The 20,195-nt window shown below is 65.7% G+C and carries 18 protein-coding genes and 3 tRNA genes; 11 read left to right on the forward strand and 10 right to left on the reverse strand.

The genetic code is table 11. The features are described from left to right. Positions 1-41 precede the first annotated feature (41 nt). Positions 42-1,544, forward strand: a complete 1,503-nt coding sequence (gene glpK, locus ACFOKJ_RS12350) for a glycerol kinase GlpK (RefSeq protein WP_390280023.1) — start codon at positions 42-44, stop codon at positions 1,542-1,544. A gap of 153 nt (positions 1,545-1,697) precedes the next feature. Then, positions 1,698-3,185: a glycerol-3-phosphate dehydrogenase gene (gene glpD / locus ACFOKJ_RS12355; RefSeq protein ID WP_390280025.1), complete on the forward strand. Its 1,488-nt coding sequence runs from the start codon at positions 1,698-1,700 to the stop codon at positions 3,183-3,185. Between the two features lie 4 nt (positions 3,186-3,189). Here glpD and ACFOKJ_RS12360 read toward each other — a convergent pair whose 3' ends face one another. The 3 genes from ACFOKJ_RS12360 to ACFOKJ_RS12370 all read right to left on the reverse strand — a co-directional run bounded on the left by ACFOKJ_RS12360 (position 3,190) and on the right by ACFOKJ_RS12370 (position 5,360). Beyond that, entirely contained in the window at positions 3,190-3,942 is a 753-nt protein-coding gene (locus ACFOKJ_RS12360) for a substrate-binding periplasmic protein (protein ID WP_390280027.1), read from the reverse strand. Between the two features lie 66 nt (positions 3,943-4,008). Next, the gene (locus tag ACFOKJ_RS12365) at positions 4,009-4,593 is read right to left on the reverse strand and encodes a uracil-DNA glycosylase family protein (protein WP_390280030.1); all 585 of its coding nucleotides are present in this window, start codon (positions 4,591-4,593) and stop codon (positions 4,009-4,011) included. Between the two features lie 2 nt (positions 4,594-4,595). Continuing rightward, positions 4,596-5,360: a DeoR/GlpR family DNA-binding transcription regulator gene (locus ACFOKJ_RS12370; RefSeq protein ID WP_449369340.1), complete on the reverse strand. Its 765-nt coding sequence runs from the start codon at positions 5,358-5,360 to the stop codon at positions 4,596-4,598. Positions 5,361-5,500: 140 nt separating this feature from the next. Here ACFOKJ_RS12370 and ACFOKJ_RS12375 point away from each other — a divergent pair, with 140 nt between their 5' ends. The 7 genes from ACFOKJ_RS12375 to ACFOKJ_RS12410 all read left to right on the forward strand — a co-directional run bounded on the left by ACFOKJ_RS12375 (position 5,501) and on the right by ACFOKJ_RS12410 (position 12,447). Further along, on the forward strand, positions 5,501-6,412 hold the full coding sequence (locus ACFOKJ_RS12375) for a diacylglycerol/lipid kinase family protein (RefSeq protein WP_390280032.1): 912 nt from the start codon (positions 5,501-5,503) through the stop codon (positions 6,410-6,412). A 337-nt stretch (positions 6,413-6,749) separates the two neighbouring features. After that, positions 6,750-7,445 (forward strand): 7-cyano-7-deazaguanine synthase QueC, encoded by a 696-nt coding sequence (gene queC / locus ACFOKJ_RS12380; RefSeq protein WP_390280034.1) that lies wholly within the window; start codon positions 6,750-6,752, stop codon positions 7,443-7,445. Positions 7,446-7,447: 2 nt separating this feature from the next. Beyond that, positions 7,448-8,464, forward strand: coding sequence for a 6-pyruvoyl trahydropterin synthase family protein (locus tag ACFOKJ_RS17040; protein ID WP_449369341.1), 1,017 nt, complete (start codon positions 7,448-7,450; stop codon positions 8,462-8,464). Positions 8,465-8,475: 11 nt separating this feature from the next. Beyond that, positions 8,476-9,105, forward strand: coding sequence for a 7-carboxy-7-deazaguanine synthase (gene queE / locus ACFOKJ_RS12395; RefSeq protein WP_390280036.1), 630 nt, complete (start codon positions 8,476-8,478; stop codon positions 9,103-9,105). A 127-nt stretch (positions 9,106-9,232) separates the two neighbouring features. Next, positions 9,233-10,081: a phosphoserine phosphatase SerB gene (gene serB, locus ACFOKJ_RS12400; RefSeq protein WP_390280038.1), complete on the forward strand. Its 849-nt coding sequence runs from the start codon at positions 9,233-9,235 to the stop codon at positions 10,079-10,081. A gap of 9 nt (positions 10,082-10,090) precedes the next feature. Next, positions 10,091-10,591 (forward strand): PilZ domain-containing protein, encoded by a 501-nt coding sequence (locus ACFOKJ_RS12405; protein ID WP_390280040.1) that lies wholly within the window; start codon positions 10,091-10,093, stop codon positions 10,589-10,591. Continuing rightward, on the forward strand, positions 10,588-12,447 hold the full coding sequence (locus tag ACFOKJ_RS12410; RefSeq protein ID WP_390280042.1) for a GGDEF domain-containing protein: 1,860 nt from the start codon (positions 10,588-10,590) through the stop codon (positions 12,445-12,447). Before ACFOKJ_RS12405 ends, ACFOKJ_RS12410 begins: the two co-directional genes overlap by 4 nt. A gap of 128 nt (positions 12,448-12,575) precedes the next feature. Here the strand turns inward: ACFOKJ_RS12410 and mpl are convergent, their stop codons facing one another. The 7 genes from mpl to ACFOKJ_RS12445 form a co-directional block, all read right to left on the reverse strand. After that, positions 12,576-13,955 (reverse strand): UDP-N-acetylmuramate:L-alanyl-gamma-D-glutamyl-meso-diaminopimelate ligase, encoded by a 1,380-nt coding sequence (gene mpl, locus ACFOKJ_RS12415; protein ID WP_390280044.1) that lies wholly within the window; start codon positions 13,953-13,955, stop codon positions 12,576-12,578. A 170-nt stretch (positions 13,956-14,125) separates the two neighbouring features. Next, a complete protein-coding gene (locus ACFOKJ_RS12420; RefSeq protein WP_390280046.1) occupies positions 14,126-15,520 on the reverse strand; it encodes a sodium:proton antiporter in 1,395 nt (464 codons plus the stop codon). Between the two features lie 207 nt (positions 15,521-15,727). Next, positions 15,728-15,803 (reverse strand) — tRNA-Glu (locus tag ACFOKJ_RS12425). A 4-nt stretch (positions 15,804-15,807) separates the two neighbouring features. Continuing rightward, positions 15,808-15,884: transfer RNA gene (locus tag ACFOKJ_RS12430), tRNA-Arg, on the reverse strand. A 7-nt stretch (positions 15,885-15,891) separates the two neighbouring features. Then, a tRNA-Ser gene (locus ACFOKJ_RS12435) sits at positions 15,892-15,985 on the reverse strand. Between the two features lie 59 nt (positions 15,986-16,044). After that, positions 16,045-17,274 (reverse strand): aspartate kinase, encoded by a 1,230-nt coding sequence (locus tag ACFOKJ_RS12440; protein ID WP_390280049.1) that lies wholly within the window; start codon positions 17,272-17,274, stop codon positions 16,045-16,047. A 185-nt stretch (positions 17,275-17,459) separates the two neighbouring features. Then, on the reverse strand, positions 17,460-18,446 hold the full coding sequence (locus tag ACFOKJ_RS12445; protein WP_390280053.1) for a serine/threonine protein kinase: 987 nt from the start codon (positions 18,444-18,446) through the stop codon (positions 17,460-17,462). A 61-nt stretch (positions 18,447-18,507) separates the two neighbouring features. On the opposite strand from ACFOKJ_RS12445, the gene ACFOKJ_RS12450 reads away from it, so the two are divergent. Then, the gene (locus ACFOKJ_RS12450; protein WP_390280056.1) at positions 18,508-19,059 is read left to right on the forward strand and encodes a hypothetical protein; all 552 of its coding nucleotides are present in this window, start codon (positions 18,508-18,510) and stop codon (positions 19,057-19,059) included. A gap of 73 nt (positions 19,060-19,132) precedes the next feature. Continuing rightward, positions 19,133-20,035, forward strand: a complete 903-nt coding sequence (locus ACFOKJ_RS12455) for a cation diffusion facilitator family transporter (RefSeq protein ID WP_390280058.1) — start codon at positions 19,133-19,135, stop codon at positions 20,033-20,035. Positions 20,036-20,195: the final 160 nt, after the last annotated feature.

The following is a 20,195-nucleotide window of genomic DNA, read 5'->3' on the forward strand; positions in this document are numbered from 1 at the left end:
GCCGTAACCAGCGGCGATGCAGCAGTCACAAGGACCACACCATGCCGGCACCATTCATCCTGGCCCTGGACCAGGGCACCAGCAGCTCGCGCGCCATCGTGTTCGATCGCGGCGGCAATATCGTGTCGCAGGCACAGCAGGAGTTGCGGCAGCATTACCCGCAGCCCGGCTGGGTGGAACACGACGCGCTGGAAATCTGGGCCGGGCAGCAGGCAGTGGCGGCAGATGCCCTGGCCCGCGCCGGCATCAGCGCCAGCCAGATAGCCGCCATCGGCATCACCAACCAGCGCGAAACCACCGTGCTGTGGGACCGCGACAGCGGCCAGCCGCTGCACCACGCCATCGTGTGGCAGGACCGCCGCACAGCGCCGTTCTGCGAGTCGCTACGCCAGCAGGGCGCAGCCGACATGATCCGCGACAAGACCGGCCTGCAGCTGGATGCCTATTTTTCCGCCAGCAAGCTGCGCTGGCTGCTGGACAACATACCCGGCGCCCGTGCCCGCGCCGCCGCCGGCAAGCTGGCATTCGGCACCATCGACAGCTGGCTGATCTGGCAGCTCAGCGGTGGCCGGCTACACGTGAGCGATGTATCCAATGCCGCGCGCACCATGCTGTTCAACATCCATACCCTGCAGTGGGATGACGAGCTGCTGGCCCTGTTCGATATCCCCGCCAGCGTGCTGCCGCAAGTCAAAAGCAGCAGCGAGGTGTACGGCTACAGCCACCCGGCGCTGTTTGGCGTGGCGCTGCCGATTGCCGGTGCGGCCGGCGACCAGCAGGCGGCGCTGTTCGGCCAGCAGTGCACCCGGCCGGGCATGGTGAAGAACACCTACGGCACCGGCTGTTTCATGATGCTGAACACCGGCACTGCGCCGATCGCCTCGCACCACCAGCTGCTGACCACCATTGCCTGGCAGCTGGATGGCCAGGTGCAGTACGCGCTGGAAGGCAGCATCTTCATCGGCGGCTCGGTGGTGAAATGGCTGCGCGACGGCCTGGGGCTGATCCGGCACGCGGCCGAAGTCACCGCCCTGGCCGCACAGGTAGCGGACAGCGGCGGCGTGTACCTGGTGCCGGCCTTTGCCGGCCTGGGCGCACCGCACTGGCAGCCGGAGGCGCGCGGCACGCTGCTGGGGCTGAGCCAGGGCAGCAGCGCCGCGCACATTGCCCGCGCCGCGCTGGACAGCATCGCGCTGCAGACCATGGACGTGCTCGCCGCCATGCAGGCCGATGCCGGCATCGCCATCAGCGAGCTGCGCGTGGATGGTGGTGCCTGCGTCAACGACCTGCTGATGCAGTTCCAGAGCGACATGCTGGGCTGCCAGGTGCTGCGGCCGAAGATCACCGAAACCACCGCGCTGGGCGCCGCCTATCTGGCCGGGCTGGCGGTGGGCTACTGGCAGGGTTGCGCCGACATCCAGCAGCAGTGGCAGCTGGAGCGCCGCTTCCAGCCGACCATGCCGGCAAGCGAGGTGGCGCGCTACCGGGCCGGCTGGCAGCGCGCGGTACGCAGCGCCATCCACTGGGCGCAGGACAGCGCCTGATCACCCCGCTGCGGCCAAGCCGGCACCGGAAATACAACATTTTTCCAACATCAAATCTTCGTTTTTTGTTGTTTTGCTGTGTGCTTTTACCTATCCTGCCGCCATGACTGATTCATGCCCGGTGCCCGCGCGCCGGCAGCAAGGAAACGCCAAGTGCAAACTGTTGACCTGCTGGTAATCGGTGGCGGCATCAATGGCGCCGCCATCGCCCGCGATGCCGCCGGCCGCGGCCTGCAAGTGCTGCTGTGCGAAAAGGACGACCTGGCCGCGCACACCTCCTCTGCCAGCACCAAGCTGATCCACGGCGGCCTGCGCTACCTGGAACACTACGAGTTCGGCCTGGTGCGCAAGGCACTGCAGGAGCGCGAAGTGCTGCTGGACGCCGCGCCGCACATCATGTGGCCGCTGCGCTTCGTGATGCCGCACGACGCCGCGCAGCGCCCGGCCTGGCTGATCCGCTGCGGGCTGTTCCTGTACGACCACCTGGCGCGGCGCCGGCGTCTGCCCGCCAGCCACGGCATCCACCTCGAACGCCACCCGGCCGGCGCGCCGCTGCAGCCGCGCTACCAGCGCGGTTTCGAATACTCCGATGGCTGGGTGAACGATGCGCGGCTGGTGGTGCTGAACGCCATGGATGCCGCCGAACGCGGCGCCGACATCCGCACCCGCTCCGCCTGCGTGGCGGCACGCCGCAGTGGCGATGGCTGGATCTGCACGCTGCAGGATGCGCGCGGCCAACATGAAGTGGCCGCCCGCGCCGTGGTGAATGCCGCCGGCCCCTGGGTGCAGCAGCTGCTGGGCGGGGTGATCCACGCGCCGGCGCACAAGGCCATCCGCCTGGTGAAAGGCAGCCACATCATCGTGCGGCGGCTGTTCGACCACCCGTATGCCTACATCTTCCAGAACCCGGACCAGCGCATCATCTTCGCCATTCCCTACGAGCAGGACTTCACCCTGATCGGCACCACCGACGTGGATTTCCACGGCGACGCCAACCAGGTGGCGATAGACAGCGACGAAGTGGCCTACCTGTGCGCGATGAGCAACCGCTACTTCAGCCGGCAGATCGGCCCGGCCGATGTGGTGGCCAGCTACGCCGGCGTGCGGCCGCTGCTGGACGACGCGCACGGCAACGCCAGCGGCGTCACCCGCGACTACGCGCTGGAGTTGGACAGCAACGGCGCACCGCTGCTGTCGGTGTTCGGCGGCAAGATCACCACTTGCCGCAAGCTGGCGGAGCAGGTGCTGGACCGGATGGCACCGCTGCTGGGCTGCGCGCGGCCCGGCTGGACCGCCAGCACGCCCCTGCCGGGTGGCGACCTGCCAGGCGGCAGCTTCGACGCCTTTCTGGCCGGCCTGCAACAGCACAAGCCATGGCTGCCGCCAGCGTTGGCCGCACGGCTGGCACGCGCCTACGGCAGCCGGGTGGACAGCGTACTGGCCGGCGCCGACAGCCTGGCGGCACTGGGGAGCGAAATCCAGCCCGGGCTGTACGAGGCCGAGCTGCGTTACCTGGTAGACAAGGAATGGGCGCAAAGCGCGGAAGACATTCTGTGGCGGCGCAGCAAGCTGCGACTGCACCTGCCGGCCGGGGCGGATGGCGCAGTGGATGCCTGGCTGGCCGGCTACCGCCAGCCGTGATGGTCTAGCTGCAGGGCGCCGGCTGCAAGCCGTAAGGACGCACCAGCCGTGCCATCTCGCCACTGTGGCACAGCTGATGCAAGGCAGAAGCGAAGCGCGCTGCTTCGGGCTCCTCCAGCCGCAAACGCGACAGGCCGAAGGCGTACATCAGGTCACGCACCGGCGGCAACATGCGCAGGCCGGTGATGTGTTGATTCTCGATCAGCCAGCGCGCCGCTCCTTCGTTGACCAGCACCAGTCCGTCCGGGCCATAGCGGCCGGCGGCCAGCTTGCGCAACGCCACAAGGTTGTCGGTTTCCTGGCTGGCCTGATAGCTGTAACCGGCGCCCAGTTCCCGCAACGCGGACTCGGTGGCAGACGGGCCGTATACCCCCACGGCACGTCCGGCCAGGTCCGGCAGACCACGCCAGGGTTTTGACGAAACCGCCAGCTCGACAAACACGTAGCGGGCGCGGATCACCGGCGGGCTGATATGAAAATACTGGCGCCGCTCCGGCATATCCACCACCGTGAAAATGCCATCCACCCTGCCGGCCTCGGCCTGCTGCAACGCACGCCGCCACGGCTGTACCTCGATGCGGCAGCTACGCTCCAGCCGCCGGCACAGCGCACGCAGCACATCGGCCATCGGGCCGGCAGCCTGGCCGCCCTGCGCATAGCTATAAGGGGGAAACTCTTCGGTCACAAAGCTGTAGCCCGGGGTTGCGGCCAACGCCGGCATGGCCAGCAGGCACAGCCAGCCTGTCTTGAACATCATGGAACGCCCATTTGGCAACATCATGCCTGCATGGTAGCCGCCAACATGGCCGGCGCCCAGCAAACGTCATAAATCGTGAAGCAAAGCCGTAAGCCGCGCCTGCAGTACCGGCAGCACCTCGGCGGCAAACCACGGGTGCTGTGCCAGCCAGCGCTGGTTGCGCGGGCTGGGGTGCGGCAGCGCCAGCACACCGCGTGACAACGTGGCCTGCCAGTCGGCCACCGCAGCGCCTACCGTGGCGTACTGCGGCAGGTGCCAGCCCAGCGCGTACTGCCCCAACACCAGCGTCAGCTGCAACTGCGGCAGTTGCGCCAGCAGCGCGGCACGCCACTGCGGCGCACATTCCGGCCGCGGCGGCAAATCACCGGACTTGCCGCTGCCGGGGTAGCACAGCCCCATCGGCAGAATGGCGATACGTTCCGCATCGTAGAAACAGGCGCGATCCACACCCAGCCACTGCCGCAGCCGCTCGCCGCTGGCGTCGTCGAATGGCACGCCGCTGGCGTGCGCCTTGCGCCCCGGCGCCTGGCCGGCAATCAGGATGCGCGCCGACGGCGCCAGCTGCAGCAAGGGGCGCGGCCCCAGCGGCAGGCTGGCCGCGCACAGCCGACAGGCACGCACGTCGGCCAGCAAGCGCGCGCTGGCGTCCATCTTCAGCCCGCCACCACCAGCCGGGTACCGGCCTGCGCCAGCACTTCCTGCATCGGCATGCTGGGCAGCCGGTCGGTGAACAGCGCATCCACCTGCGTCAGGTGGCCCAGCTCCACCATGGCCGGACGGTCGAACTTGGAATGATCCGCCGCCAGCCACACCTGCCGCGATTGCTGCATGATGGCCTGGCTGGTCTGTACCTCGCGGTAGTCGAAATCGCGCAGCGTGCCGTCGGCCTCGATGCTGGAAATGCCGATGATGGCGTAGTCCACCTTGAACTGGCGGATGAACTGCACCGTAGCCTCGCCGGTAAGACCGCGATCGCGCTTGCGCAGGCTGCCGCCGGCCACCAGCACTTCGCAGTCCGGGTAGTCGCACATCAGGTTGGCAATGTGGAAATTGTTGGTGATCACCCGCAGGCCGCGATGCTGCGCCAGCGCCCGCGCCACCTCCTCGGTGGTGGTGCCCAGGTTGATGAACAGCGAGGCGTTGTCCGGAATCTCCGCCGCCAGCGCCTGCGCGATGCGGCGCTTTTCGTCCGCCATCAGCACCTGGCGTGCGTCGTAGGCCACGTTTTCCACGCTGGACAGCACGCTGGCGCCACCGTGATAGCGCTGCAGCAGGCGGTGCTCCGCCAGCAGGGTGATGTCGCGACGTATGGTCTGGGTGGTGACCTGGAACTGCGCGGCCAGCCGGTCCACCGACACGTAACCCTCGCGTTTTACCCAGGCGAGCAGGTCTTTCTGGCGTTGATTGAGGATCAGCATGCGGCGGGCATGAAAGGAATGGGGACCGGGCATTGTAACCGAGGCGCCAAGGTTGGCCGCAAGCGGCGCTCCCGGCGGCCAGTATTGCCAGCCGGCAGCGGCACTGCATAATGCCGGCATCGCCACCACGCGCCACCATCATGACTCTCCTGCCCCGCATCGTGTTCATCGTTCATGGCCGCCATAACCCGCATGGCCTGAGCGAGCAACAACTGGCGCCACTGGCCGGCAGCTTCGATATCGACGTACTGCTCACCACCTCGGCCGACAGCGCCACCCGCCTTGCGCGCGAAGCGGTACAGTCCGGCGCGCGCTGGGTGATTGCCGTCGGCGGCGACGGCACCGTGCATGAAGTGGTGAACGGGCTGATGCAGGCGCCGGACGAGCTGCGCCGCCAGGTGGTGCTGGGCGTGCTGCCCACCGGCACCGGCAACGATTTCGCCCGCAGCCTGCAAAGCGGCGACAGCCTGCCACGGCTGCTGGGCATGATTGCGGCCAACCGGCTGCGCCCGCTGGACCTGATCCGCGTCAGCCATGCCGACGGCCGCGTGAACTGGTGCAACAACATCGGCTCCATCGGCATCAGCAGCGACATCGTGCGCCGGGTGAAGCGCATGCCATCCCGGCTGCCGGCCAGCCTGGCGTTCTACAGCGCGGTGGGCGCGGCGCTGCTGGCGTGGCAGCCGCAAGCCATGCGGCTGACGCTGGATGGCGAGCAGATCGATGGCGCCTTCACCTGCGTATCCGCCGCCAACGGCCGCTACTTCGGCAGCGGCCTCGGCATCGCCCCGGAGGCGCGCTGCGACGACGGCCTGCTGGACGTGGTGCTGATCCGCAATGCCGGCAGCCTGGATTTTCTGCGCCTGCTACCGCAACTGCGCCAGGCGCGGCGGCTGGACGACCCTCGCATCCAATACCTGCGCGGCCGCTCGCTGACGGTGGCCGGCGTGGCCGCGGAATGCGCGCTGGAGCTGGACGGCGAGCTGTACGGCAGCACGCCGGTGCGCTTCGACATCGAACCGGCTGCGCTGAACTGCCTGGCGGGGTGGTAACACATGTAGGGCGGAAGCCCGCAGGGCGTTCCGCCGTTACTGCGCAAGCCCCCGTAGCCCGGATAAGCGCAGCGCATCCGGGGAACCCCATCCACAGGCCGCCACACCCCGGATGCGCCTGCGGCTTATCCGGGCTACCCGCTGGCGCTACACAACGTTGGCCGCATGCTTGGTAGCGGCTTGGCTGGCAAGACGATATCGACACACAAGCTTGGCCACCCCACAAAAAACCCCGTCAACTCAAGGCTATAGTGCGGTAAAATGCCCGGTTCGCCGCGCCGGGTGAGACCGATCCCGTGTGCGCACCTTTTCCACTCGACTGTTATTCGACGGAATCATGCCAAACCATACCCGTAAAGCCCTGGTTGTCCTTTCTGGCGGCCAGGACTCCACTACCTGCCTGTACTGGGCGCTGCGCGAATTCGGCGCGGCCAACGTCGAGGCCGTTACCTTTGATTACGGCCAGCGCCACCGCGTAGAGCTGGATGCCGCGCGCAAGGTGGCCGCCATGGCTGGCGTGCGCCAGACCGTGCTGCCCATCGACACCTTTGCCGCCATCGGCGGTAATGCGCTCACCGACGACGCCATCGCCCCGGAAGCCGGCGCCCGCGCCGACGACGACAGCGCGCTGCCCAACACCTTCGTGCCGGGCCGTAACCTGGTGTTCTTGAGCTTCGCCGCCGCCTTTGCCTATACCCGCGGCATCGAGCACGTGGTGACCGGCGTAGCGCAGACCGACTACTCCGGCTACCCGGATTGCCGCGAAAACACGCTGAAGGCACTGGAGCTGGCACTGCGCCTGGGCATGGACAGCCGTGTCACCCTGCACACGCCGCTGATGTTCATGAGCAAGGCCGAGACCGTGCACCTGGCGCAGCAGGTAGGCGCCATGGAGGCGCTGGCCTGGAGCCACACCTGTTACAACGGCGAAGTGCCGCCCTGCGGCCACTGCGCCTCCTGCGAGCTGCGCGCCAAGGGCTTCGACGAAGCCGGCGTGATCGATCCGCTGCTGCTGCGCAGCCAGGGAGCCTGAGCATGAACAGCCACAATCAGCTGGCCGCCGCCGGCTTCGAGGCCGCACGCACCCTGCCCGGCATCGGCGAGCATGGCCACAGCTTCCGCGTGCTGGCACGCGCCAATGCCGTGCCGGGCCAGCTCACCCTGGCCACCGAGCTGCAGCATGCTGCCGCCGCACTCGATTACTGCCATCTGAACCACAAACTGGAACACTGCGACGACCTGGCGCTGGCACAGCATCTGGCCGCGCAATGCAGCCTGCCGGTAGACCTGCACCTGGCCAGCGCGCCGGACCGCGGCGTGCTGCTGGACGAGGACGGCCGTGGCTATGTCTACCTGGACACCCGCTTCGAGGCTGCCCATCAGCTACCGCACGTGCCGCCGGGCCACAAATGTGGCCGCCTGCACGGCCACGGCTTTGGCGTGCGCATCGTCGCCGCTGCCGACAAGGCCAGCGTGAACGACATCCTGCTCAAGGCCTGGCCGCCGCTGTTCGCGCGGCTGAACCACCGCTACCTGAACGACATCCCCGGCCTGGAAAACCCCACCAGCGAGGTGATGGCGGCCTGGCTGTACCAGCAGCTGCAGCCGGCACTGGCCGGCCTGGCCTGGGTGGAGGTGCGCGAGACGCACACAGCCGGCAGCCAGTTCGACGGCCAGAACTTCCGCATCTGGAAGGAACAGCACTTTGAAAGCGCGGTGCCATTCAACGACGAAGGCATGTACACCGGCCACAGCTACCTGATCCGCCTGATGCTGCAAGGCAAGCTCGACCAGGTGATGGGCTGGGTGCTGGACTTCGGCGATGTGAAGGAACGCTTCAAGCCGATCTACCGCCAGCTGGACCACAACCCGCTGGACCAGCTCCCAGGTATCCAGGGCCACGACACCGCCAGCGTGGTGGAGTGGATTCACGGCCAGCTCAAGCCACGCGTGCCGGAACTGGCGCGCATCGACCTGATGAACACCCCGCAGCACGGGGTATCGCTGAGCTGGCATGGCGACATGCGCTGGCCGCTGCTGTTCGGCCGTTGAGGAGCGCACGCATGTACACGGTAAAGGAAATCTTCTACACCCTGCAGGGCGAAGGCCGCCAGGCCGGCCGTGCGGCGGTGTTCTGCCGCTTCAGCGGCTGCAATCTGTGGTCCGGCCGCGAGGAAGACCGCAGCAAGGCCATCTGCCAGTTCTGCGATACCGATTTTGTCGGCACCGGTGACGATGGCGGCAAGTTCCCCACCGCCAGCGAGTTGGCCGCACGCATCGCCGCCGAATGGCAGGGCGCCGGTGGCCAACCCTACGTGGTGTTCACCGGCGGCGAGCCGCTGCTGCAACTGGATACCGCGCTGGTGGACGCCATGCATGCGGTGGGCTTCGAAGTGGCGGTGGAAACCAATGGCAGCCTGCCAGCCCCGGCCAGCATCGACTGGATCTGTGTCAGCCCCAAGGCCGGCGCCGACTGGGTGCAGCGTAGCGGCAACGAGCTGAAGCTGGTCTACCCGCAGCCCACCCTGCTGCCGTCGGAACTGCCGGCGGACCTGGCCTTCGAGCACTACTACCTGCAGCCGATGGACAGCCCGCAGCAGCGCCAGAACACCCGCGAGGCGATTGCCTGGTGCATGGCGCACCCCGAGTGGCGGCTGTCGGTGCAGACCCACAAGGTGGTGAATATCCGCTGAGCAGGCGCTGCACGCGGGGCGCTGGCGGTCAAACACAAACCGCCGTTTGGATGCGGCAGCACCCGCTGGCGCAACGCATGGCATAATCGCCGGCAGTCTTCATTCAACCCTATCGATTCGCCACGCCATGAGCGCCAACCAGATTCTCGTCCTGCAGTCCCCCCAGCTCGACCCCACCAGCGTAACCGAGCTGTCCATCCTGGCTGGTGCGGCCAACGTTCCCGCCATTCAACACGGCGTCGCCCGCGTTAGCGGCTGCAACCCGGCGCGGCGCGAGGTGGTGCTGGAGCGCGCAGAGGCGCTGGGTGTGGATGCCAACTTTGTCGATGGCGAACGTCGCTTCTCCGATTTCGGCCTGCTGGTATCCGACATGGATTCCACGCTGATCACCATCGAATGCATCGACGAAATCGCCGACATGCAGGGCCTCAAGCCGCAGGTGGCCGCCATTACCGAGCGCTCGATGCGCGGCGAGCTGGATTTCACCCAGTCGCTGCGCGAACGCGTGGCGCTGCTGGCCGGCCTGCCGGAATCCGCGCTGCAGCGCGTGTACGATGAACGCCTGCAACTGATGCCTGGCGCCCGTGAACTGCTGGCCGCCTGCCGCGAGCATGGCGTCAGGTTCATGCTGGTTTCCGGCGGCTTCACCTACTTCACCGAACGCCTGAAAGCCGAGCTGAACCTCGACTACACTGCAGCCAACCAGCTGGAGGTAGTGGACGGCAAGCTTACCGGTCGCGTACTGGGCGATATCGTGGACGGCGAAGCCAAGCGCCGGCTGCTGATCGCCAAGCGCGATGAGCTGGGCCTGCGCCCGGATCAGGTGATCGCGGTGGGCGATGGCGCCAACGATCTCAGGATGCTGGCCGAAGCCGGCGTGGGCGTGGCCGCCCATGCCAAGCCGGTGGTGCGCGCCCAGGCGGCCTACCGGCTGAACGTCAGCGGCCTGGATGGTATCTGCAAACTGTTCCTGTAAGCGGCCAACGTGAACCTGCCCCAGCTCGATACCGCCAGCTTCGACGCCCAACTTCCCATCGCCCTGCATCAGTGCGATGCGCAGGAAACCGCGCGCGCGCTGCTGGAAACGCGGCTGGCGCTGGCCATTCTCGCCACCCCGGCCGACAGTGCCGACAACTCGCCGCAACTGCAGCGGCTGGAAGCCAAACTGGATCTGTCGCTGGAGCTGGCGCTGCGCGCCCACCCGCCGCAGGGCCTGCGGCTGTGCAACTGCCGCATCGGGTTGGAAAGCCTGGCCTGGCATCAGCAGGATGCTCTGCCGGCAGGCAGCCAGTGGCTGCTTAGCCTGCAGCCCGGCCTGGACTCCGCCCTGAGCCTGCACCTGCCGGTAGTCATCCGCAGCTGTCAGCCGCAGGATGCCGGCCATGTCCTGCTGGCCCAGTGGCCCGCGCTGGGCGAGGCTATGCAGCAGAACTGGGAACGCTGGGTATTTCGCGGCCATCGTCAGCAAGTAGGTAAACGCCGATGAATCCGGGTAGCGCGCCGCTGATCGAACAACGTGACAGCCGCCTGCGCTGGCTGGATAGCCTGCTCACCGCGCTGTTCCTGCTGCTGCTGTGGTGGCTGGTAGCCGAAGTGGTGCACGAACGCGCCAGCAGCCTGCAGCAGCGCCTGTCGCTACGCCAGCAGACCTGGCTGGCCCAGGCCACCCGCGCCGTGGACAGCCGGCTCTCCACCCTGCAGCGCGAGTTGCAGCTGTTCGGTCAGGGAGACAGCGGCCTGGCACGCCAGGCAGTCTCCCTGTACCCGCTGGAGAATGGCCAGCTGTGGATGCTGGAACACGAGCAGCTAAGCCAGCCGCTGGGCTCGCCGCAGGCGCTGAGCGCCACGGCGCGCGATACCATGCAGCAGCTGCTGTCGCAGCACCCGCCCGCCGGCAAGCTGCTGCTGTTGCCCGCCAGCACCAGCGACATGCCGGACCGCCTGCAGCTCAGCATGCTGGCCTGCCCCGACGAACAGCCGGATTGTGGCCGCCTGCTCAGCGGCTTTGTCTCGCTCAGCGCCCTGCTGGACGAGGAGCTGCTGATGCCACACCCGCACTTTGCGCTGCTGGATGCACAGGGCAATCAGCTGGCAGGGCGACATCCGGCCAGCGACGACAGCGTGCTGCTGCACACCCGCAGCGAAAGTCGTGACCTGAACAGCATCCCCGGCGCACTCTCGGTGCAATTCACCCCGCAACAGGACCTGCGCCCCTTCCTGCTGTTCACCCTGTTCCTGGTCGCCGCCGCCAGCCTGCTCAGCCTGCTGCTACTGTTGCTGATCGTGCGCGTCAACCGCAAGCTGGGCTATGCCATTCGTCATAGCCAGGAAGTCACCCAGGCCACCCATCTGCTCACCCTCACCAACAACAGCCTGCGCGAACGGCTGCAGAAGCTGGTGGATGAACAACGCGACCAGCAAACGCTGATCGATACCGTACAGGTGGGCGTGCTGATGCTGGATGCCGAGCAGCAAACCCTGCTCACCGCCAACGAAGCCGCGCTGCGCATGCTGGGCTACCAGCGCCAGGCACTGTTCCGCCACGATATCGAGCAGCTGTTCGCCGAGCCGCAGCACTATCGCCAGCTGCGGCAGCAGCTGAAAGAGCAGCAGCTGGTAAACGAGCGCGAAGTGGAATTGGTCACCCGCAGCGGTGAACGGCTGTGGAGCGTGCTGTCGATGCGCCCGCTGCTGTTCCGCGAACGACGCGCCATCGTGCTGAGCTTTGTCGACATCACCGAGCGCCTGTTGCACGCGCAACGGCTGGAGCAGGAAAAACAGACCACCGAGCGCACCCTGGTGCAGCTGCAGTCCACCCAGCACGAGCTGTACCAGCGCGCTACCCGCGACGATCTGACCGGCATCGCCAACCGCCGCCATTTCCTGAGCAACGCCGGCAAGGCACTGGAACTGGCGCGCCGCGACCAGCAGCCGTTCGCGGTGGCAGTACTGGACGTGGACCGTTTCAAATCCATCAACGACCACTACGGCCATGCGGTAGGCGATAGTGTGCTGCGCCAGAGTGCCAACACCATCATGAGCCTGCTGCCGGATGTCGCACTGTTCGGCCGCCTGGGCGGCGAGGAGTTCGCCATCGCCCTGCCCGGCTTCACCCTGCTGGAGGCGCATGCGCTGCTGGACAAGGTGCGCGACAGCCTGGCAGCACAGCCGCAGCAGGTGGACGAGCACCTGCTGCTGGTGACCTTCTCCGCCGGTGTGGCCGAACGCCAGCTATGCGGCGACCAGCTGTCCAACCTGCTGAAGGAAGCCGACCACGCCATGTACCGCGCCAAGCGCAGCGGCCGCAATCGGGTGGAAAGCGCGCGCGGCGACAATCCGTAGCCAGTTCGTAGCCCGGATAAGCCGAAGGCGCATCCGGGGACAGAATGGCAGCGGTAAAACAACAATGCCCGGCTTTGCCGGGCATTGTTGTTTCCGTAGGGCGGATGCCCCGTCGGGGCGATCCGCCATCAAGCCGCCAGCGCGCTCAGCAGCTTGCCGTGAATGCCGCCGAAGCCGCCATTGCTCATCACCAGCACCTGGTCGCCCTCGCGCGCCTCAGCCACGATGGCGGCCACCAGCGCGTCGATATCGTCGAAGCACTGCGCCTTGGCGCCCAGCGGTGCCAGCGCCTCGGCCACGCTCCAACCCAGGTTGGGCGCGCCGTAGCAGAACACCACGTCGCCATCGGCCAGCGATTCGGGCAGCGCCGCCTTCATGGTGCCCAGCTTCATGGTGTTGGAGCGCGGCTCCAGCACCGCCAGGATGCGCTGCTTGCGGCCAACCTTGTGGCGCAGGCCGGCTATGGTGGTGGTGATGGCAGTGGGATGGTGGGCAAAGTCGTCGTACACGGTGACGCCGCGCACACTGCCCTTCACTTCCATGCGCCGCTTCACGCTCTTGAAGCGCGACAGCGCATCGATGGCCACCGCCGGCGTGATGCCGACATGGCGCGCGGCGGCAATGGCCGCCACGGCGTTGAGGCGGTTATGCTCGCCCGGCACGTCCCACACCACGCGGCCAAGCCGCTCGCCATGCAGCAGCACATCAAAGCTGCCATCGGCATCCGCCGCGCCGGCCTGCCAGCCGGCATCGCTGCCGAACTGTTCTACCGGCGTCCAGCAGCCACGCTCCAGTACGCGCTGCAGGCTGGCCTCGCGGCCGTTGCTCACTACCAGACCATTGCCCGGCACGGTGCGCACCAGGTGGTGGAACTGGGTTTCAATGGCCGCCAGGTCGGCGAAGATATCGGCGTGGTCGAACTCCAGGTTGTTCAGCACCGCGGTGCGCGGGTGGTAGTGCACGAACTTGCTGCGCTTGTCGAAGAAGGCTGTGTCGTACTCGTCGGCCTCGATCACGAAGAACGGGCTCACGCTGGCCGCATCCTGGCGCGGCGCGCCCGGCAGGCGCGCGGAGATGCCGAAGTTTTCCGGAATACCGCCGATCAGGAAGCCCGGTTCCAGGCCGGCATCCTGCAGGATCCACGCCAGCATCGAGCTGGTGGTGGTCTTGCCGTGAGTGCCGGCCACCGCCAGCACCCATTTGTCGTGCAGCACATTCTCGGCCAGCCACTGCGGGCCGGAGATATACGGCAGGCCGCGATTCATGATCTCTTCCATCAGCGGCTTGCCGCGCGTCACCACGTTGCCGATCACGAACACATCGGCACCGATATCCGCCTGCTCGGCACCGAAGCCCTGCATCAGCTCGATGCCCATGGCTTCCAGCTGGGTGCTCATCGGCGGGTAGACGTTGGCGTCGCAGCCAGTGACCTTGTGGCCAGCAGCCTTTGCGATGGCGGCGATACCGCCCATGAAGGTGCCGCAGATACCGAGAATGTGGATATGCATGATGGTAGAGCGCGAGAAATTCGGGAAAGCGGCAAGGATACCGCAAAGCGGCACAGTTGGCCGCATGCGGCCATGCTCTCGGGTAGGGCGGATGCCCCGGCAGGGGCGATCCGCCATCGTCCCATCACGGCGGAAGCCCGGTAATACCGGGCTTCCGCCCTACCGCTGGCTCAGAAAAACATCCACCCCAGCAGCAGGAACAGCGGCAGCAGGATGCTGCTCGACCACAGCAGGTAGCCAAAGAAGCTGGGCATGGCGATACCGCGTTGCTCGGCAATGGCCTTTACCATGAAGTTGGGTGCATTGCCGATATAGCTCAGCGCCCCCATGAACACCGCCCCCATGGAAATGGCCAGCAGCGTACCGGCCTGCGGCCCCATCAGCTGTGCCGCGTCGCCAGAGGCCAGGTTGAAGAACACCAGATAGGTGGGCGCATTGTCCAGGAACGCCGACAACAGGCCGGTCATCCAGAAATACATGCCGTTGACCGGCGTGCCATCGCTGCCGGTTACCAGCCGTACCAGCGATGCCAGCTGGCCTTGCTGGCCGGCCTGCAGGATGGCGATCACCGGTGCGATGGTAATGAAGATACCGGCAAACAGCTTGCCCACTTCCAGCATCGGCGCCCAATTGAACTCGTTACCGGCACGCACCTGCGCCGGGGTGATGCGCAAGGACACGGCGGCAATCAGCAGCAGCAGGCCATCACGTACCAGATTCTGCAATGCCACCGGTGTGCCCAGTACATCGAAACTGATGCCCGGCTGCCAGAAGCCGGACAGCAGCACCGCGCCGATGATGGCCAGCAGCAGCGGCACATTGCGCAAGCCATACAGCTTCACTGCCGAATCCGGGGTACGGTCGCGCGGCAGCACGCCCTCCTTGCGGAAGTAATGGCTGTCCAGCGCGTAGAACAGTGCCAGCAACACCGACACCAGCAGCAGCACCGGCAGCGCCATTGCCTTGAGCGTCCAGAAGAAATCCACGCCTTTCAGGAAGCCGAGGAATAGCGGCGGATCGCCCAGCGGCGTCAGACCGCCGCCGATATTGGCCACCAGAAAGATGAAGAACACCACCACGTGCACATTGTGGCGGCGATTGTCATTGGCCTTGAGCAGCGGGCGGATCAGCAGCATGGCCGCGCCGGTGGTACCCATGACGGACGCCAGCAGTGTACCCAGTGCCAGCAGCCCGGTGTTCAGCGCCGGCGAACCATGCAGATTGCCCCATACCAGGATGCCGCCAGACACGGTATACAGCGCGAACAGCAGCACCACGAAGGGGATGAACTCGGCCAGCAGCGCATGCACCACCAGCGCGGCGGAGGTACCGGCGCCAAAGCTGACGGCGAACGGCAGCAGGAACAGTGCCGTCCAGCCGGCGGTGATCTTGCCGAAATGGTGATGCCACACACCCGGGGCAAAGATCGGGAACAGCGCGATGGATAGCAGGATGCCGGCAAACGGCAAACCCCAGGCCAGGCTGAGGCTGGCGCCATCCAGTGTGGCAGCCTGGGCCAGCGCTGGCACGGCCAGCAGGACAAAAGCGGGAAGCAGTCGGTTCATGGATTCTCCTTGTAAGCACGGCAAGCCGTGCCGCCGGCAAGGCAGCGGGCAAGATTATCCGAGCCCCGCCACGGCCAGAAATTCCCCTGCCACCAAGAAATACCGCCCGGCGTGCGAGAATGCGCTCACCGCCGGCAGCGGGCAAGCCAGACATTCTGGAGAAACAAAACAAAAAAGCCACCTTGCGGTGGCTTTTTTGCTTGATTCTGGCGTCCCCACGGGGATTCGAACCCCGGTTATCGCCGTGAAAGGGCGGTGTCCTAGGCCTCTAGACGATGGGGACTGGGTGGCGCACCCGGAGCGATTCGAACGCCCGACCCTTTGGTTCGTAGCCAAATACTCTATCCAACTGAGCTACGGGTGCGCGGTTCTGGCGGAGAAAGAGGGATTCGAACCCTCGATACAGGTTTAAGCCCGTATGCTTCCTTAGCAGGGAAGTGCCTTCGACCTCTCGGCCATTTCTCCGTCAAGAGAACGCCATATTAATTAACATAGCGCCCTCTGTCAAGCCTTGCTTGCAGAATTTATGCCTGCGCCTGGTCCAGGCCAAAGGCCTTGTGCAGTACGCGTACTGCCAGTTCCAGGTACTTCTCGTCGATCAGCACCGATACCTTGATCTCGGAAGTGGAGATCATCTGGATATTGATGCCTTCTTCGGCCAGGGTGCGGAACATGGTGGAAGCGATGCCGCAGTGCGAACGCATGCCCACGCCAACGATGGATACCTTGGCAACCTTGTCATCGGCATCGATCTTGCCGGCGCCGATATGGGTCTGCACGTCGCGCAGGATCGCCAGGGTGCGCTGGAACTCGCCGCGCGGCACGGTGAAGGAGAAGTCGGTGGTGCCGTTCTCACCCACGTTCTGGATGATCATGTCCACTTCGATATTGGCATCGGCGATCGGGCCCAGGATCTGGTAGGCGATGCCCGGCTTGTCCGGCACGCCCTTCACATTGATGCGAGCTTCGTTACGATCAAACGCGATACCGGCAACAACGGCCTTTTCCATATTCTCATCTTCCTCAAACGTAATCAGTGTGCCTTCGCCCTCGTCTTCGAAACTGGAGAGCACGCGCAGGCGTACCTTGTATTTGCCGGCGAACTCCACCGAGCGGATCTGCAGCACCTTGGAGCCCAGGCTGGCCATCTCGATCATCTCTTCGAAAGTGATGGTCTTCAGGCGGCGGGCTTCCGGCACCACGCGCGGGTCGGTGGTGTAGACGCCGTCAACGTCGGTGTAGATCTGGCATTCGTCGGCACCCAGCGCGGCGGCCATGGCCACGGCGGAGGTATCGGAGCCGCCACGGCCCAGAGTGGTGATGCTGCCGTCTTCATCGATACCCTGGAAACCGGCTACCACTACCACGCGGCCTTCGCCCAGGTCGGCGCGCATGGCAGCGTCGTCGATGGACTGGATACGGGCCTTGGTATGGGAGTTGTCGGTGGTGACACGCACCTGCCAGCCACAGTAGCTCTTGGCCGGCACGCCGATTTCCTTCAACGCCATGGCCAGCAGGCCGATGGTGACTTGTTCGCCGGTGGACATGATCACGTCCAGCTCGCGCGGGTCCGGGTATTCCTGGATTTCCTTGGCCAGGGCAATCAGGCGGTTGGTCTCGCCGCTCATCGCGGACACGACAACCACCACTTGATGTCCCTGGGCTTTCCATTTGGCGACACGGCGGGCCACGTTCTTGATGCGCTCCGGGGAGCCCATCGAGGTACCGCCGTACTTTTGTACGATAAGTGCCATGTTTGTTTTCTTCAGATCGGGTTTGGATGTCGGACAACGATTCTGGCCCGAGACCGCCCCGGCTGGCAAGGCGTTCGCGCCCGATTTTTATAGCGGTTATTGCTATGCACCACGCGCAAATGGCACATGGCCGGCCGGATACAGCCGCATGGCAAATTTCGCCGGCAACTGTATGCATGCCGTCATCACGGCATGGCAAACAGCGGCGGCTCGCGCATGGCTTCGGCCTGGCCCTGCAGCTCGGCAATGCGTGCCAGCCAGTAGTGCTCGCTGCCAAACCACGGAAACGCCGCCGGAAAGGCCGGATCTTCCCAGCGTGCGGCCAACCAGGCGCTGTAGTGCAGCAGCCGCAGCGTGCGCAGGGGCTCGATCAGGCGCAGCTCGCGGTAGTCGAACTCGGCAAAATCCTCGTAACCGGCCAGTAGTTCGGCCAGCTGCGCCGCCTGCAGCTGGCGCTCGCCGGACAGCAGCATCCACAGGTCCTGTACCGCTGGCGCCATGCGGCTGTCGTCCAGATCGACAAAATGCGGTCCGTCCGGCGTCCACATCACGTTACCGGCATGGCAATCGCCGTGGCTGCGCAGCCAGCGCAGGTCAGGCAGCGTGGCGAAGGCAGCGTCCACCTGCTGCAGCACTTCGCGCGCCACGGCCTCCAGCCTGGGAGCCAGGTGCGCCGGCAGTTGCGGGCAGGCCAGGATGCGCGCCAGCGCCTGGTAACCGAAACTTTGGCTGTCCAGGGTTGGCCGCAGGCTGAAATCATCCGCTGCCCCCACCAGGTGGATGCGACCAAGAAAGCGCCCCAGCCACTGCAGTACCTGCGGGTCTTCCAGCTCCGGCGCGCGGCCGCCGCGGCGCGGAAACAGCGCGAAGCGATAGCCCTGCCAGTGCAGCAAGGTTTCACCATCGAAGGCCAGCGGCGCCACCACCGGAATCTCCGCTGCCAGCAGCTCGGCGGCGAAACGATGCTCTTCCAGGATCTGTGCATCGCTCCAGCGCTGCGGGCGATAGAACTTGGCTACCAGCGGCGCGCCATCGTCCATACCCACCTGGTAGACACGGTTTTCGTAGCTGTTCAGCGCCAACAGATGGCCATCGCAGCGCAGGCCCAGGCTTTCCACCGCATCCAGGATCAGGTCCGGCGTCAGCGCGGCATAGGGATGTAAGGTATTCATGCCGGCATTATGCGCTGCGACCAGGCTTTGCGCATGCCGGTGGCTCGCTTACCATCCAGTCATGAGCACATCTTTTAGCTACTTTGAAGCCGAAGACCGCATCCTGGTGGTGATCAGACCCGGCGAGCACAAATTATGGCTGACCCGGCGCCTGGCGCAGGCCATCGTGCATGACATTGCCGGCATCTTTGCCTCGCAGGTACCGGGCGAAGGGGTGCCGGGTACCGGCAGCCAGGAAGAGCGCATTGCGCTGGAACACCAGATGGCGATGGATGGCGAGGATCTGCCGGACAGCGCTGGCGGCAGCCCGCTGCAGTACAGCAGCAAGGCGCCGGCACGCGCCAGCGATAGCGGCATCCGGCTGTGTACCGGGCTGGATGCCAAGGCCGGCAAGGATTACGCCAGCATCGGCTTCGTGATCGGCGATAGCACGCTCAATCTCAAGCTCAGCCGGGCCAGCTTTCACCGCCTGCTGCGAGGCATCGCCATGTGCGGCCACCAGGCTGGCTGGGAATTGCAGGGGGTGCCGCCCTGGTTGAGCCAGAGTCTGCTGGGCACGCTGCTGGACAAACTGCCACCGCTGGACGACGACGAGGACAATGATTCGGAATAAGCCGAGTCAATATTCATGCCGCCTTAAGTTTCCGCCACTAGAATGCCACCAAGCCATTTTTCCCTTCGATGCCATGAGCCTGATCCCCACTCTGCCAGATCACGAACATACTGATGCCCGTGAACATATTGCCGCCCGCCGTAGTTTGTGGGTGAGCGTTGCACTCAACCTGCTGCTGACCGTGGTACAGGCAGTGGTGGGCCTGTTTGCCGGCTCGCAGGCACTGGTGGCCGATGCCATGCACTCGCTGTCCGACCTGCTGGCGGATTTCGTGGCCATGCTGGCCGGCCATCACAGCCGCAAGGAAGCCGACGACGACCACCACTACGGTCACCATCGTTACGAAACCGCCGCCTCGCTGATTCTGGGCGTGCTGCTGCTCGCCGCCGGTGCCGGCATGCTATGGACCGCGGCGAGCAAGTTTGCCGGCAACACGCCAATGACTAGCGTGCACCCTATCGCCCTGGTAGTGGCGGTAATCACCCTGCTCAGCAAGGAAGCGCTGTTCCGTTACATGCTGGCCATTGCCGAGAAAGTGCGCTCCAGCATGCTGGTGGCCAACGCCTGGCACGCCCGTGCCGACGCCGCCTCCTCGCTGGTGGTGGCGCTGGGTATCGGTGGCAACCTGCTGGGCTACCCGTGGCTGGACCCGGTGGCGGCACTGCTGGTGGGCTTCATGATCGGCAAGACCGGCTGGGGCTTTGCCTGGGAAGCCCTGGGCGACCTGATGGACCGCTCCGCCGATGAAGACAGCGTCAGCGGCATCCGCCAGCTAGTACTGGAAACGCCGGGCGTGCTGGGGCTGCATGATCTGCGCACCCGCCGCATGGGCGACATGATTCTGGTGGACGTGCATCTGGAACTGGATGCCGAGCTGACCGTGCGCCAGGGCCACGATATTGCGGTGGAGGCCCGCCAGCGGGTAATGGCAGCCTATCCGGTGCTGGATGTGATGACACACGTCGACCCGGTGTAAAACGCCGCTTACTACCAACACCACAGCCGGGGCCAGCCCGGCTTTTTCACGCCTGTCGCCATCGCTGCCGGCATAAACAAGGGTAAGTCCGCATTGGCAGTCCCGCCGCCAGCGGCTTTAATCCACAGCATGGCCCCAGCCCGCCACGGGCAAGCATCGG

This window comes from Vogesella amnigena (genome assembly GCF_042648905.1).
Lineage (GTDB): Bacteria > Pseudomonadota > Gammaproteobacteria > Burkholderiales > Chromobacteriaceae > Vogesella > Vogesella amnigena.